This window comes from Streptomyces sp. GMY02 (assembly GCF_019056675.1).
Classification (GTDB): Bacteria; Actinomycetota; Actinomycetes; order Streptomycetales; family Streptomycetaceae; genus Streptomyces; species Streptomyces odonnellii.
Genome location: NZ_CP077658.1, coordinates 3,731,413 through 3,745,592, shown reverse-complemented (window position 1 = coordinate 3,745,592; position 14,180 = coordinate 3,731,413). Strand labels below are relative to the sequence as shown.

11 protein-coding genes, 1 tRNA gene and 1 pseudogene are annotated in these 14,180 nt (G+C 67.9%); 7 read left to right on the top strand and 6 right to left on the bottom strand.

Annotation, left to right across the window (positions count from 1 at the left end; translation table 11 throughout):
* Window positions 1-39 precede the first annotated feature (39 nt).
* Together KQY30_RS15685 and KQY30_RS15680 are read right to left on the bottom strand one after the other, a co-directional pair.
* Window positions 40-735: an ATP-binding protein gene (locus KQY30_RS15685; RefSeq protein ID WP_217311086.1), complete on the bottom strand. Its 696-nt coding sequence runs from the start codon at window positions 733-735 to the stop codon at window positions 40-42.
* Window positions 732-1,655 (bottom strand): hypothetical protein, encoded by a 924-nt coding sequence (locus KQY30_RS15680; RefSeq protein WP_217307349.1) that lies wholly within the window; start codon window positions 1,653-1,655, stop codon window positions 732-734. The genes KQY30_RS15685 and KQY30_RS15680 overlap by 4 nt, the downstream gene beginning before the upstream one ends.
* 487 nt (window positions 1,656-2,142) lie before the next feature.
* Between KQY30_RS15680 and KQY30_RS15675 the strand changes: the two genes are divergently transcribed.
* The 5 genes from KQY30_RS15675 (at window position 2,143) to KQY30_RS15660 (ending at window position 6,893) form a co-directional block, all read left to right on the top strand.
* Window positions 2,143-2,400 carry a helix-turn-helix domain-containing protein gene (locus tag KQY30_RS15675; RefSeq protein WP_217307348.1) on the top strand — a complete coding sequence of 86 codons (258 nt, stop codon included), beginning with the start codon at window positions 2,143-2,145 and terminating at the stop codon, window positions 2,398-2,400.
* A gap of 89 nt (window positions 2,401-2,489) precedes the next feature.
* Complete coding sequence (locus tag KQY30_RS36435; protein ID WP_254407145.1) at window positions 2,490-2,855, top strand: helix-turn-helix domain-containing protein; 366 nt, start codon at window positions 2,490-2,492, stop codon at window positions 2,853-2,855.
* Window positions 2,856-2,903: 48 nt separating this feature from the next.
* Complete coding sequence (locus tag KQY30_RS15670) at window positions 2,904-4,421, top strand: LacI family DNA-binding transcriptional regulator (protein WP_217307347.1); 1,518 nt, start codon at window positions 2,904-2,906, stop codon at window positions 4,419-4,421.
* A 514-nt stretch (window positions 4,422-4,935) separates the two neighbouring features.
* Window positions 4,936-5,574 (top strand): DUF6416 domain-containing protein, encoded by a 639-nt coding sequence (locus tag KQY30_RS15665; RefSeq protein WP_217307346.1) that lies wholly within the window; start codon window positions 4,936-4,938, stop codon window positions 5,572-5,574.
* Between the two features lie 476 nt (window positions 5,575-6,050).
* Window positions 6,051-6,893: a PE-PGRS family protein gene (locus KQY30_RS15660; RefSeq protein ID WP_217307345.1), complete on the top strand. Its 843-nt coding sequence runs from the start codon at window positions 6,051-6,053 to the stop codon at window positions 6,891-6,893.
* Here KQY30_RS15660 and KQY30_RS15655 read toward each other — a convergent pair.
* The 3 genes and pseudogenes from KQY30_RS15655 to KQY30_RS15645 all read right to left on the bottom strand — a co-directional run bounded on the left by KQY30_RS15655 (window position 6,823) and on the right by KQY30_RS15645 (window position 9,786).
* On the bottom strand, window positions 6,823-7,908 hold the full coding sequence (locus KQY30_RS15655) for a hypothetical protein (protein ID WP_254407144.1): 1,086 nt from the start codon (window positions 7,906-7,908) through the stop codon (window positions 6,823-6,825). The two genes, KQY30_RS15660 and KQY30_RS15655, sit on opposite strands and share 71 nt — an antisense overlap.
* 794 nt (window positions 7,909-8,702) lie before the next feature.
* Window positions 8,703-8,776, bottom strand: a tRNA-Pro gene (locus KQY30_RS15650).
* Window positions 8,777-8,861: 85 nt separating this feature from the next.
* A pseudogene (locus KQY30_RS15645) lies at window positions 8,862-9,786 on the bottom strand (metallophosphoesterase).
* Window positions 9,787-9,863: 77 nt separating this feature from the next.
* On the opposite strand from KQY30_RS15645, the gene KQY30_RS15640 reads away from it, so the two are divergent.
* Window positions 9,864-10,325, top strand: a complete 462-nt coding sequence (locus KQY30_RS15640; RefSeq protein WP_217307343.1) for a GatB/YqeY domain-containing protein — start codon at window positions 9,864-9,866, stop codon at window positions 10,323-10,325.
* A 420-nt stretch (window positions 10,326-10,745) separates the two neighbouring features.
* Here the strand turns inward: KQY30_RS15640 and KQY30_RS15635 are convergent, their stop codons facing one another.
* Entirely contained in the window at window positions 10,746-13,022 is a 2,277-nt protein-coding gene (locus KQY30_RS15635; protein WP_217307342.1) for a transglycosylase domain-containing protein, read from the bottom strand.
* 396 nt (window positions 13,023-13,418) lie between these two features.
* Between KQY30_RS15635 and KQY30_RS15630 the strand changes: the two genes are divergently transcribed.
* Entirely contained in the window at window positions 13,419-13,763 is a 345-nt protein-coding gene (locus KQY30_RS15630) for a WhiB family transcriptional regulator (RefSeq protein WP_030353248.1), read from the top strand.
* Window positions 13,764-14,180 lie beyond the last annotated feature (417 nt).

The following is a 14,180-nucleotide window of genomic DNA, read 5'->3' as shown; positions in this document are numbered from 1 at the left end:
CGAGGTTGGGCGAGGCGGTGGGAAGGGAGCGCGTATCCGTCAGGCGGCGGGTGCGGTGCGGCGTCGGTCGGGGCCGGTGAGGATGACCCGCTCGGTCATCTCGGCGAGACGGGAGGCGACGCGGTCGCCGAGCGCGATGCGCAGCTCGGCGGTGGGGAGGTTCGTGGTGATGAGGGTGGGGAGCATGCGCTCGTACCGATGGTTGATCAGCCGGTAGGTCAGCTCCTCGGTCCACTCGCTGGTCTTGGCCGCGCCGAGGTCGTCCAGGAGCAGCAGCGGGCAGCGGGCCAGCGTCTGGAGCTCGCGTTCGCCGTCGTGGCCGGCGCGGGGGCGGAGCCGCGCGTGGAGGTCTGCGGACGTGGTGGCCTCCCAGCGCAGGCGGACGCCTCGGGTGAGGAGGGCGCGTACGGCGCCGTACGCCTGGTAGGTCTTGCCGGTGCCGGTGGGGCCGGCGATCAGCAGCGAGGGGCCCTCGGCGATGCCGGGTCCGGTCGGGCCGGGTCGTCCGGCGCGGGCGATCTGGTCGGCCCAGGTGGCGATCTGGGGGTGGTCGGCCAAGGCGCGGCGGTAGCGGGCGGGGATGCGGGCGTCGGCGAGTTCCAGGGCGGTGACGGTCTCGGGCGCCGGCTCCTGGGTGGCAGCGGCGGGGTCGATGCCGCGGTTGGCGAGGATCGTGTTGAGCCGGTCGGCGAGCGGGCCGACGCGCTGGGGAGCGCGGGTGAGGGTGGCGGTCAGAGTTCATCTCCGTAGGCGGCGACGACGTCGGTGGGGTTCGTCCACGCCCGGTGGGCGGCGGGCGTGGCGGAGGAGGTGGCGTTCATGACCTCGTGGACGAGGCTGGGCAGGACGCTCGGGGACAGCCCCTTGGCCCTGTGGCGTTCGAGGGCGGCCCGGAGGTGGGCGGGGGCGATGCCCTGGTCGAGCAGCTTGCGCACCTGTCCGCCGAGATGGTTCAGGAAGGCGTCCGGCGGGCGGTGATTGCACGCCGCGATGTACTCGCCGAGGAGCTGCTTGGCCGAGACGATGTCGGGCGCATGGGCGCTTGCGCCCCCCGAAGGGGTATCTCCTAGATCCATGGTCCTAGGTCCTAGATCCGGGCAGTGAGGGTTCACTGACGGCTCCGGGAGGACTCCATGAATCCTCAGGGAGTCCTCCATGAATTTGTCCTGACCTGTGGTTTCGCAAGCGGCACCCGGATTCGCTGCGGGCTCGCGCATTCCCCTTGTGCCCTCGCGGAGGGCTCCGTGAGACGGCAGTGAGGGCTCCGTGAATCCGGCCTCGGCTGGGCCCGGTGTGACTCCGGCCGGAACCTCGTGATGCGGGCATGCAGGGAGGCGGCTCTTGCTGGGCCGGTTGATCTTCTGATGGAGGCCCCAGGTGACGATGTGCAGGTACCGCTTGTGATCCGGCGCCTTGTAGCGGCAGATCAGCCCGGCGTCGGCGAGTTGGGCGAGGTCCGTCTCGACATCGGACGGGGTGTGCTCCGGGCGCAGGACCCACAACTGTCCGGCGATGATCGCGGCGTGGTCGCGGTGTCGGCCCTGGTCGTCGGCCTGGGTGAGCAGGCCGAGGAAGGTGCGCTCGGCGGTCAGGGAGACGGCGGCCAAGGACTCGGAGACGAAGGCTTCGGGCTTGATGGTGCGGATTCGTGCCAAGTGCGGGGCGGTCCTCACTCGGTGGCCTGTGCGTGGACAGCACGGCTCACCGTCGGTCGGGGCGGGATTCGAGCGGGGGACGTTGGCGCGGACGCGCGCCGGGAAGCGATTGCGTTTCCGGGGGTGTCGTCAACATAGCCACACCCCCGTCGCGCAAGTCCAGCCCTATCCGGCGCAATCTCTCACGGCAGAAAGGCTGCGAGAAATGGGGCTGGGTGGGAGGCGGGAGGAAAACCGTAAGGCACGATCCGCTGTTGACCAAATAGTTGCCCGGACCGCACAGCCAGAAGCATCACATCGGCAAGCCGTTGACGCGCCGCCGGCAGGGAAGCTACAACACAACACCCCACGTCAGATCCATGATCGACGCCCCGCTCCAAGCCGTTCCCGGTCCCTCGGGAACCACTTCGCGGCGAACCGCGCGAGCGCAACATAGCCGACGATCGCCGGTTACCAAAACCGGCGATTGGGCCTTTCAATTGGAGTCATGCTCCCACGCTCATTGGAAGTCGGACCCGCTGGAATACAGGCGGCCCGCACCATCGGAATCCTCCGGACCGAACGAGGCTTGTCACAACGGCAGTTGGCCGTCCGAGTGACCGCCCTCGGCCACCCGATGTCTAACACCATGCTGTCCCGCATCGAACGCGCCCAACGACGATGTGATGCCGACGACCTCGTCGTGATCGCCGAAGCCCTCCTCGTCTCGCCTCTCGTGCTGCTGCAGAGGCAGACCGCCACGTGACGAGGCCCGCCCAGCGCCGCTGACAGAGCACGCTCCGACCCAGTAAGGACCCGCCCTTCTTGCACCACTCCGACATACCCCCTGCCCTCGTGCGACACCTTCCCGGCACCGAGGGCGGAGCCCCATTGCCCCGTCTCTACCGCCCCGAGGAAATCGCCGAAGCCCTCGGCTGTTCCGCCTGGTGGGTCAAGGACCGGGCCCGACGCGGACTCATCCCGCACACCCGCGTCGGCCGCGCCTACCGCTTCACCGTCACACACCTCGCCGAGATCGTGCGCCTCTACGAAGAACGCCCGAGGCGATCCGTCAGCAGCGCGTCGGCCAGTCCGGCAGCAACAAGACCTCCCACTGCACGAGCGCGTGCCGCCCAGCCTCCTGGGCCGACTACGGCTCAGACGACAGGGCGTCTGAGGGCCCGACCGCCGCGCCGTACCCAGTACGAGACCGTCGCGTAGCACGCCCGCGCCCAGTCACAAGCCGAGAGCAGGGGAGGAAGACGGAAGTTGGGTTTCGCGGAGAAGCGCGGGAACTACTGGCGCGGCCGGTACAAGACGGCGCCCGGCAAGCACCTCACGGTCGTCGATGACAACGGCAAGGCGATCCGGTTCGCCACCAAGGGCGAGGCCCAGCGCGCCGCGAGCGAGGCCGAGAACAAGTACCGGCGCGGCGACTGGCGCGATCCGGCACTTGGCCAGGAGACCTTCGGCGAGTACGCGAACCGCTGGTACGAGGCTCAGGACCTGGCCGCCTCGACCATGCAGAACTACAAGCGCCACATCGAGGAGCACCTGCTCCCCGACTTCGAGGACAAGACGCTCGCCGGCATCCTGCGCACGGACGTCGACCTGTGGGAGAAGAAGGAGAAGGCCGTCTACGCGGCTTCCAGCGTCAAAACCTGGCGCTCGACGCTCCACCTGATCTTCGAGGACGCGATCGACGAAGATCTTATCACGTCCAACCTGGCTGCCAGACGACGCGGACGCGGCAAGCGCGCCGGCCGCTCCCGCGACCGCGGCCCGGAGAAGGTCGTCACCGACCCGCTCGGAATCCTGCTCACCGCCGAGCGCGCCGCCCTGCTCTCCGGCCGTGACGACGAGTTTGTCGCCGTCGTCCTCAAGGGGTACACCGGCATGCGCTGGGGCGAAATCGTCGGCCTGGAGACAGAGTTCGCCCGCCCCGGGTCCGTCCGCGTCGAGTGGCAGCTGTACGAACTCGACACCGGCGAGCTGGTGCGCTGCCCGCCCAAGGACGACAGTTACCGCACCATCGACGCGATGGACTGGCTGTCGGCCCTGGTCTCCAACCACGTCGCCCGCACGAAGCCGAAACTCTGCCTGTGCCACGGCAAGACCTACGTCTTCCGAGGCCAGGGCACGGCCCGCACCGGCGGTCACCAGGGCGCAAAACTGGTCGACGTCGCACGCCGCGCCGAAGTCTCCACGGGCACGGTGTCCAACGTCCTCAACCACCCCGACCGCGTGACCGAAGTCAAGCGGGTGCAGGTGGAGCAGGCCATCGCGGATCTGGGGTTCGTTCGGGGCGGCGCGGTGGCGCAGCACGCAGCACACTGGCGCCGAAACGGGTTCGCGACCTGGCTGTTCACCCCCGCGGTCTCTGGCTGGTACCCCAAGAAGGCCCCGCAGGAGCCCCGCCCCGTACCACTGCTCGGCGAGCCGTGGCCCGGCGTCCCGGCCCGAGGGCGCGGCGCTGGCGATCGGGCGGATGCCTGCTGGCTCCCGATCGCCAAGGGCCTCACACCTCACGGTCTCCGGCACACCCACCGGACCGTGATGGAGGACCTCGGCACCGAGAAGGTGCTCATGGACGAACGTATGGGCCACATCGACGGCTCGGTCTCGGCGCGCTACGCCCACGTCACCCCGGGCATGCGCAAACGCCTGATGCTCGGCCTCACCGGGCAGTGGGAGGCGGCACTCGCCGCCCGGCTGGCGATGTACCCATCGTCACCGGTACGCGTGCTAAACGACCTCCTGCGCGCACGTGCGATTCCCCTCCGGTAGCTCCACGGTGCCCCGCAACGAGGTTGCGGGGCACCGCTGATTTCACCCCTACGGCTTCGCCCCTCAACCTCCGGTGCGGCAGCCAGATCAGGAGCAGGCCAGGTAAACACCGTCAAGGCCACCGTCTGCAACGTGCGCCCGGCAGCGTGGGACCGGTCATCAGTGGTGCCCGAACTCAATGAGGCTCACCGGCTTGCCCAAGAGAACAGGGCCAAGGGGTTTCTGAGAGGCGTTAAGGACCGTTCCGCTTCGTAACAATAAGGTTGTTACGTAATGGGGCGAGGGGACCGTTCCGAAAAGGAACAGACGGTGCGCTCCCCTCGGGTGAGCGGTGCGGTCGCAGAATCACGGGGCCTGCTCTGGTCGACATGGCGGGCAAGGTTCGCAGCAGACTTGCACGATCATATCGACAGCGGCCCTTAAATGGTCCATGTTGAGGACTTTTTTCGGATAGGGTATGGTTTTGCGAGCTGGCGTCGATCCGGCCCGCTCGATGACCCCTGAGGAGTAGCCCATGGGCTTGAACAAGCCCGATGGCCGCCCCCTGCGGCTGGCGGGTGTCGCCGAAGCAGCAGCCATCTACCAGGCCGACAAATCCCAGACTCGCAGGCTCCTCGCCCGCGACGACGCCCCCCAGCCCATCGACACCATCGCCGCCGGCCCTATTTATGACCGCGAGGACCTCGAACGCCACGCCGCGACCCGGACCAGGAAACCGGGTCGCCCGAAGAAGGACAAGGAGCAACTCCCCGTGTACCTCGACGACGCCCACCCCATGTGGGACAAGCACGACGGTGGCTCGGGCCACGACGGCCCCGACTGGAAGGCCGGGGACCACGCTCAGGCTGTGGCCTACTACGAGGCCCTGTCCAAGCCCGCACAAGAGATCTTCGACTACCTGCGAGCCACCCCCGGCCGCCTGGTTTCCTGCGACGAGGTCGTGGAGCGGTTCAACCTCAACCCCGACGGCACCAAGAACAACCCCAACGTGCTGGCCGGGTACATGAACACCACCGGCCGGGCGCGCAAGGAGTCCGGGCGCCGCTTCCCGTTCTACTGGTGGGAGGCCGATGGCGGTGCCAGCTACGCGGTGAAGCAGTCCGTCGCCGACATCTTCAACGCGGCCTTGGACGCGGGGGCGTCAGCACAGTAGTGATGACGGTGGTGCTTCCCCCTCAGGAGTGGCGGATACCTCTGATCCCGGCCTCGGTCGGGGCCGTGGCGGCGGGGGCGTGGCGGGGTCGGCCTTGGGTGTGGCAGGAGCCGAAGCCGTACTCCGTCTCCGCGCTCTCACCGGCCTTGACACCTACTGGGCCTACCACACAGCATGCGAGCATGAACGGCTCTACATCAGCCCCGATCGGGCCGAATTCGGATTGACCGCCTGATCCAAGATCTTCACTTCAAAAAGGCCGCACCCATCGCCAATAGCGAGGGCAGCCGGCCGCTGGGGCCGCTCCGGCACGGGCAAGCGTCCCTTGGCTCGTTGTGTCCCTCGCGTTGATCGCCGGGCACAGTTGTCTCCTGGTGCCTTGAGGGGGGGCAATGTCACTCCGACGCAGTCATTTCTTCGTGGTGATTGCGGTGAACGCCGTGTCATGGCGCCAACTGACCTGCCTCAATAGACACATGGAGTTTGGCGAGCACTGGGCATACCGCGCGACGCCGAAGGAGCTGGGCAGTGCGGTCCGTCAGGTGGAGATCGTTCGAGTGGGCGGCCCCGGCAGGTCCGGTTGGATCCATGTGCGGTTCCTCGATGGTGACGACGCGGGTCTGCAGGAGTGGGTCAATCCGAACTGTCTCGTAGCACCGTGGGCGGACGTCGACGTGTTCCGCAGGGACGATGCGGGAGAGTTGGCACTGGCCGAGGCGTCACGCCAGGTGCGGGGGAGCACAGAGTTCGAGGTCGCGCGCATGATTTTTGGGTTCGTTCGGCCGAAGAACAGGCTGCGTCTGCGCAGGGGCGTTGTGGACGCAGGTGTCCTGGAGTTGGGCCACGTCGACGATGCGGCACCCGTCATCGGGATGGACGCCGCTGAACTACGTGCTGACCCGATGGTCTACGAGAAGAGCGACGGCTCGTGCCTGGCCGGGTGGTCGGTCACCGAGCGCGTCGCCCGCCAAGCGGCTGGCCGCCTCGCCGACGAGATCCTTCCGGAGGTGGACCGCAAGCAGCAGGCCATTGAGCAGGAGCGCGCGCAGTCCTCCTGGTACTCCTACAGTCGGCGTGACGATCGCAAGTTGGACGCGGAGGCGGCCGTCCTGCGAACCGTCCGGGCGTGGTGCGGCCAGGACAAGGCCGACCGCTACGACGAGTTGGTCGCCTTGCGCGCCGAGGTCATCAGGCTCGGTCAGCTGGTGGAGAAGGCGGTCAAGGCTCTACGCGACCGCGGCCACGGCGTCATCGCCTCCACCATTGAGCGCGACCTGGGCGTCCATATCTCCAGCCTTGATCCTGACGTGCGTCGATGAGACCGCGCCACGGATCTGCCTCCGCCTTGGGCGGCGCTGGCTGAGTGGCGGGCTTCTTCTCCTTCTCCGGCCGGTGTGGGTGCCAGCCGTCGAGGAACGGCCGCAGTTGATCCCCCGTCGGCTCCGCATGGAAGTTGAGAGAAGCCAAGCCCTTGCCGCTAAGGGTGGGGTCGAGCCGGTTGGCCTCCGCCTTCCCCCAAGCCGACCACTCTCGCAGCCTCTCGGCTTCGAGGGCGTCTTCCGACGCCGCGGCGGCTTCATCCAGAGCGGCACAGAACATCCGGATGTCCCCTGCGGCCTGCCACTGCTCAAGGGCCGTGCCGAAGCGCTCGGCCCGTACCGCGTGAACCGCCTTGATCGAAGCCACGCTGACGGCAGCCTCCCACTCCCGCCGCTCGCGCTCCTCCCGCTCCGCTTCCAGGCGCCTGCGCTCGGCTTCCTGCCGCTTCCGCTCTTCTTGCAGGCGCTGCTGCTCCGCCTCGCGTTCCAGCCGAGCCCGCTCCTGTTCCTCCGCGCGTACCTTCAATGTCCGGAAGACTGAGCCGATTTGCTCTTCCAACGGCTTCTTGGCCGTGTCGGCCCACTCCTTCTTCCAGCCGTAGCTGTAGCTGGAATCCGAGTGCTGGCTGACCAGCAGCTCCAATTCGCCGGACGGCTCGAACTTGTGGGCCGGGGTGACACGTTGCCAGTCGTACGTACGGCGGCCCGGCTGCTTGGGGACATACCGAACCTGCTTCTGCCGTTCGCGGAAGCTGATCTCGTACGTCCGGCCGTGGACAGTGAGCAGCGGCCTCGGCTGCTTGCGCTTCTTGGACACCGCGATCTCGCCGTGGCGTGCGAGGGCTTGCTCAGCGAGGAGCCGGAGCAGTGAGAGCACCCGGGGGAGGACCTCCTCTGAGATCTCGAAGGCGCTGTGATCCGCGGTGACTGCGGCGATCACGTCCTCGACATCGGTGATCACACGGCTGCGCGCCAGCCGGATCCGGTTCCACTCGGTCTCGTCCTCGCCGGTCACCCTGAGCAGGCCGAGGAAGAAGTCCCCCTTCGCCCGCCCGCTGTACTTCAGGTGGTATCCCTCAGGGGCACACTGCCGGGCTGCGTCGAACGCCCTGCGGTAGCGGGCCCGTTCCTTGTCGCTGGGGTTCGGGATCCGGAGGAACCGTCCAGCCTGCTGTACCTCTGCGATCAGAGCTGCTCCGACTTTCTCCGGCGACGGCTGTGGGGGCTTGGTGGCCTGCTGCGGCGCTGGCTTCGTGGTAGGTGGGGCTGCGGCTTGCTTCTGCGGTGAGGGGGCCGTTCGTGTCTGTTGCTCGGGACCCGTCAACCGTTGCTTGCGCTGAGCCGGCTCCGGCCGGTTTGGGTGATGGCCGTGCTCCAGGTAGAAGCGTCCCGCGTCGGTGATCTCCGCCTGCCACTTCCCGCCCTGCTTGGGCATGGTGATCAGGCGCCGTTCCTTGAGCGCGCGGGCGGTGAGAGCGAGCTCGGGGCTGTCCGACGTGACGGGGTCGGTTCCGTCCCCGATGCGGGTGAGGAGTGCGAGCTGCCGGTCGTTCAACGGGGACCATGGGCGCATGGCGATCGTCGTACCGTCTGTGGCCTCCTCGGCACAAGCCGTGGGGTGACCCTTCCAGCGCGCACGCAGCGCACAGCGCGCTCGAAGGCGGAACGCCCCCTCGCTGAGCCACCCGGGAGCCGGATCTCGAAGATCACACCCAGTTGGCTCCCAAATGGCTCCCAATACGGGGCCACAAAGCAAATCAGACCCGGTACTGATTCCTCAGTACCGGGTCTGACCTGGTGTTTCGGCTGTCGGGGTGGCGGGATTTGAACCCACGACCTCTTCGTCCCGAACGAAGCGCGCTGCCAAGCTGCGCTACACCCCGATGTCGCTCGTGTGGCGGCGACATCGATTACTTTAGCCCACCGCTGGCCGGAGACGAAATCCGGTTTTGCGGTGGCTGCGGGGGGTCACGGGCGGGTGGTGAGGGTGAGGAGGGTGGCTTCGGGGGGCAGGCGAAGCGGAGGGGGTGTAGCGGTTGGTGCCGCAGCCCGCGGAGACGTGGAGGTATGAGGTGTGGCCCGCGGAGTGGTGGGTGGAGAGGCCCTTGACGCGGTCCGTGTCCAGGTCGCAGTTGGTGACCAGCGCTCCGTAGAAGGGGATGCAGAGCTGCCCGCCGTGCGTGTGGCCCGCCAGGATCAGGGGGTAGCCGTCGGCCGTGAAGGCGTCCAGGGAGCGCAGGTACGGGGCGTGCACCACGCCGATCGAGAGGTCCGCGTCCGGGTCGGGGCCGCCCGCGACCCGCTCGTACCTGTCCCGCTTGATGTGCGGGTCGTCCACGCCCGTGAAAGCGATCTCCTGGCCGTCGATCTTGAGTCGGCCACGCGTGTTGTTGAGGCCCACCCAGCCCGCCGCGTCGAAGGCGTCGCGCATCGGTTCCCACGGGTTGTGCACCGCGGCGACGGCCGGAGCGTTGCCGTTCAGACCGTGCCGCCCCTGGGCCTTCTCCAGCAGGTAGCGGGCCGGGTTGCGTAGCTTCGGGCCGTAGTAGTCGTTCGAGCCGAAGACATAGACCCCCGGGAACTCCATCAGCGGCCCCAGCGCGTCCAGCACCTCCGGTACGCCCTCCGGGTCGGACAGGTTGTCGCCCGTGTTCACGATGAAGTCGGGGCGCAGCCCCGCCAGCGACTGGAGCCAGCGCTGCTTCTTGCGTTGGCCGCTCACCATGTGGATGTCCGACACCTGGAGTACCCGGAGATCGCGCATCCCGCGCGGCAGCACCGGTACGGAGATCCTCCGCAGCCGGAACGAACGGGCTTCGAAGCCGGCGGCATAGGCGAGGCCGGCCGCGCCGACTGCCGCGATTCCCAGGGGTACTCCGTAGCGTGCACGCATGTGCCCATCGTCGCAGACACCGTACCGGCGCGTAATCCGTGGGCCTGTGCGACGGTGCACCTGCCACACTTGGGCCCATGAGCAGCCTCAAGTCCAAGCTGAAGGAAGACCTCACCGACGCCATCAGAGCGCGCGACGAGCTGCGCTCCGCCACGCTCCGGCTGACGCTCTCCGCAATCACCAAGGAGGAGGTCTCGGGCACGAAGGCGCGCGAGCTCTCCGACGACGAGGTGCAGAAGGTGATCGCCAAGGAGGCGAAGAAGCGCCGTGAGGCGGCGGAGGCCTTCACCCAGGGGGGCCGTACGGAGCAGGCCGAGCGGGAGCGGGCGGAGGGCGCGCTGCTCGACACGTATCTGCCCGCGCAGCTCAGCGACGAGGAGCTGAGCGCCATCGTCACCCAGGCCGTCGAGGAGGCGAAGGCGGCGGGCGCCGAGGGGCCGCGCGCGATGGGTGCCGTGATGAAGATCGTGAACCCGAAGGTCGCCGGTCGCGCCGAGGGCGGCCGCGTCGCCGCCCTGGTCAAGCAGTCCCTCGCCTGACACGGTCCGGCGCGCCCTCCGGGCCGGACCCGGGGGGCGCCCGCCTCGATCGCGCCGGGCCCGGATCAGCCGTACAGCCGATCAGCCATATGCCGGATGAGCTGTACGGATGAGCTGTACGTAGGACCGTCCCGCGGTCATACCGTCGTACCTTCGCGAGCGCTGTGTATGGACGTGTGTACGGGGCGTGCGTGCGAGCTGTGTTTACGCTGGCCGCCCCTACCCCCCCGCATGTACCGCACGCACATGTGCCCAGAACACATGTCGCGGCCCCACACGTCACCACCGCACATGTCGCGCCCCCACACCTACCCCGCCCACACAGACGCGCGCACCCACCAACAAGCACCCACCCACACACAAGCGCCCGGTCCGTGATTCCTCACCGACCGGGCGCCTCGCGTCTGCTGTAAAGCTCGTCTACGGGAAGTTACTGCCGCCGTCCTGGCTGCCGTTCCCGTTGCCGCCGCCGTTGCGGCCACCGCCACTGATCAGTCCCGGCTGCGGACCCCCGGGAAAGACCGGGTCCTCGCCCCCGTTGCCGCCTCCGGGCGCACCGTCCTGACCGCCGTTGTCCTGGCCGCCGTTGTCCTGACCCGCGTTGTCGTTGCCCGGCTTGTTCGGGTCCTCGTCCCGGCCCTTCGGCGCGTCCGGGATGTTCACCTCCGTGAAGCCGAGCGCCGGCCGCCCGTCCAGCGCGCCCGACATGGCGTCCTTCCAGATCGGCCCCGGAACCTCGCCACCGAAGACCTTCTCGTGCCACTCACCGCCGATGGTGATGTCGACCATCTTCTTCGAGTGACGTGGGTCCCCGACCCATACCGCGCCCGACATGTTGGGCGTGTAGCCCACGAACCAGGCCGCGTAGCGGAAGTCAGTCGTACCGGTCTTGCCCGCGCTCGGCCGGCTGCCGAGGCCCGCCTCCGTACCCGTACCGTCCTCCACCACGCCCTTCAGCAGCGTGTTGACGGTGTCCGCGGTCGTCTCGGACATCGCGCGGTCGCACTTCGTCTTCGGCACCGGCATCGGCTTCTTGTTGGGGCCGGTGATCGACTCGATGGCGACCGGGGTGCAGTACATGCCCCGGCTCGCGAAGGTGGCGTACGCCGAGGCCATCGTCAGCGGCGAGACCTCCTGCGTGCCCAGCGTGATCGAGGGGACCTGCTGGATCTTCTTCCCGTCGGCCCGCTTCACGCCCATCTTGTCAGCCAGCTCGGTGACCGGGCAGACGCCGATCTGGCTGATCAGCTCGACGTAGTACGTGTTGACCGACTTGGCGGTCGCTTCCTTCATCCCGTACGGCCCGACCTCGTTCTCGTTCTCGTTCTCGACCGGGACGTCCCGGTCGGTCCAGGGGCCGTCGCAGGTCTGCACCGGTGTCGGGTACGTCATCTTGTACGGGGACGGGTACGTCTGCGTCGGCGGAATGCCCCGCTCCAGCGCGGCCGCCGCGACGATCGGCTTGAAGGTCGACCCCGGCTGGTAGCCCGCGCCGCCGCCCATCTTCTGGTCGACGGACAGATTGATCTGCGTCTCGTTCTTCCCGAAGCCGTACGGCCTCGACTGGCCCATCGCCATGATCTTGCCGGTCCCCGGCTCGACGATGGTCAGCGCCGTCGCGACCGCGTCGCTCTGGAAGACATGGTCCTTGATCGAGTTCTGCGCCGAGTTCTGCGCCTGCGGGTCCAGGGTCGTACGGATCGTCAGCCCGCCCTGGTTCCAGACCTTGGCGCGCTCCTCGCGGTCCTTGCCGAAGACCGGGTTGGTGAGGAAGACCGAGCGTACGTAGTCGCAGAAGAAGCCAGCTCCGCTGACGGCCGTGATGCAGCCGTTCTTGGGGCGGCTCACATTGAGCTTGATCGGCGTGGCCTTGGCGCGGTCGGCCTCCGCCTGGGAGATGTCACGGACGTCGGCCATCCGCTGGAGCACGGTGTTGCGCCGCTTGGTGGCCTCCTCCTCGTCGTTCACCGGGTCGTACCGGCTCGGCGACTGGACGATGCCCGCGAGCAGCGCCGCCTCCTCCAGCTTCAGATCCTTGGCGGCCTTGGAGAAGTAGCGCTGGGCGGCGGCCTCGACGCCGTACGCCTGCTGCCCGAAGAAGGTGATGTTCAGATAGTTCTCCAGGATCTTCTTCTTGCCCAGCTCCTCCTCGACCTGGATCGCGTACTTCAGCTCCTGGATCTTGCGGCCCAGGGTCTGCTGGGTGGCGGCGGCGACCTTCTCCGGGTCGTCGCCCGCCTCTTCGACGAAGACGTTCTTCACGTACTGCTGGGTCAGGGTCGACGCGCCCTCGGAGACGCCGCCCGACTGCGCGTTGCGGTTGACCGCGCGCAGCACGCCCTTGAGGTCGATGGCCCCGTGTTCGTAGAAGCGCGAGTCCTCGATCGCGACGATCGCCTTCTGCATGTACGGGGAGATGTCCTTGAGCGGTACGACAGTACGGTCGCGCGAGTAGACCGTGGCGATACGGCCGCCCTGCGAGTCCAGGATCGTGGTCCGCTGGCTCAGCGGCGGGGTCTTGAGATTGGCGGGAATCTCGTCGAATCCCTCGACGGTTCCCTTGGCTGCGAGCCCCAGCGCGCCGAAGGCCGGCAGAGCGATTCCTGCCAGGACCGCTCCCGCGAGCACGCTGACACCGAGGAATTTGGCGGCCTGCTGGGTCCCGGTCAGACCCCCGCCCGAGCGCTTCTTTGGCATGGGGGCAGCCTACGTTCTCATTCGCCGGACACGCGTCAAGGCTCTGGCCTAAGCTGTGCTCAACTGTCACAGCAGAGTGGTTGCGCATCAAGCCTCCGACATGAACTTCCGGTGAACCCGAAACGCGGGAAGCGATGTCCGGTACGCCCCGGCCTGTAGTCGGGTGCCCGTTGTGACTCAAGCGAAGCGTCCGGCTATGTCGGATAAGCCGGTTATGCCCCGGGGTCACTCCCCTGGGTGATCTGCCGCGTACGCATAGTCCGTTCGGGCCATTCAAGATTGGGCCCGAAGGGGGTGTTGCGCTGTGCCCGCCTTCCGTAACGTCCTCAACTGGCAGCGGTGAATATGCCGCTGCCGCCGTGGGGGAGCCTCAATTCGGGAGAGGACGGCGCCAGCATGGGCTGGGTAACCGACTGGAGTGCGCAGGCAGCTTGCCGCACTACCGATCCAGATGAACTGTTTGTGCAGGGTGCGGCGCAGAACAGGGCCAAGGCGGTGTGCACCGGATGCCCGGTGCGTACGGAATGCCTGGCCGACGCGCTGGACAATCGCGTCGAATTCGGCGTGTGGGGCGGAATGACCGAGCGGGAGCGCCGCGCACTGCTGCGCAGGCGACCGACCGTCACCTCGTGGCGTCGGCTGCTCGAGACCGCGCGCACGGAGTACGAACGCAGCGCGGGCCTGCTGCCCGTGGGCTTGGAGGATGACGAGACGTACGAGACGTACGCCGCCGTCGGGTAGCCGCCGAGTGGCGGCCGGTCCGACCGGATGATGCCGACCCGCAGGTCAGCAGGCCAACAACGCCGGCGGGTGGGGCGAGTGCGGTCCGGTGACGACGTGGTGCAGGGGGGCGGTCGAACCGTACGGCCGAAACGGTTCTCCCTGGCCGGCCAACGACCCGGTCGGCCAAGAGACCCGGCTCGCCAAAAGATTTGGCTGACCAAGAGACCCGATTGGCCAAAAGATGCGGCCGAGCAGGAGACCAGCCGAGCAGGAGACCAGCCGGGCAAAAGACCAAGGGCCACGAGATCTTCGGCTGAGCAAGACTGCTGAGCAAGAGACGCCGCCTCGTCGTCGCAGGAGACGTCTCGTCATTCGTACGCGTACAAGCACGTCCAAGGCTGTCGCGGCTCGATCAGCCGCGCCGCCCCTGCGACG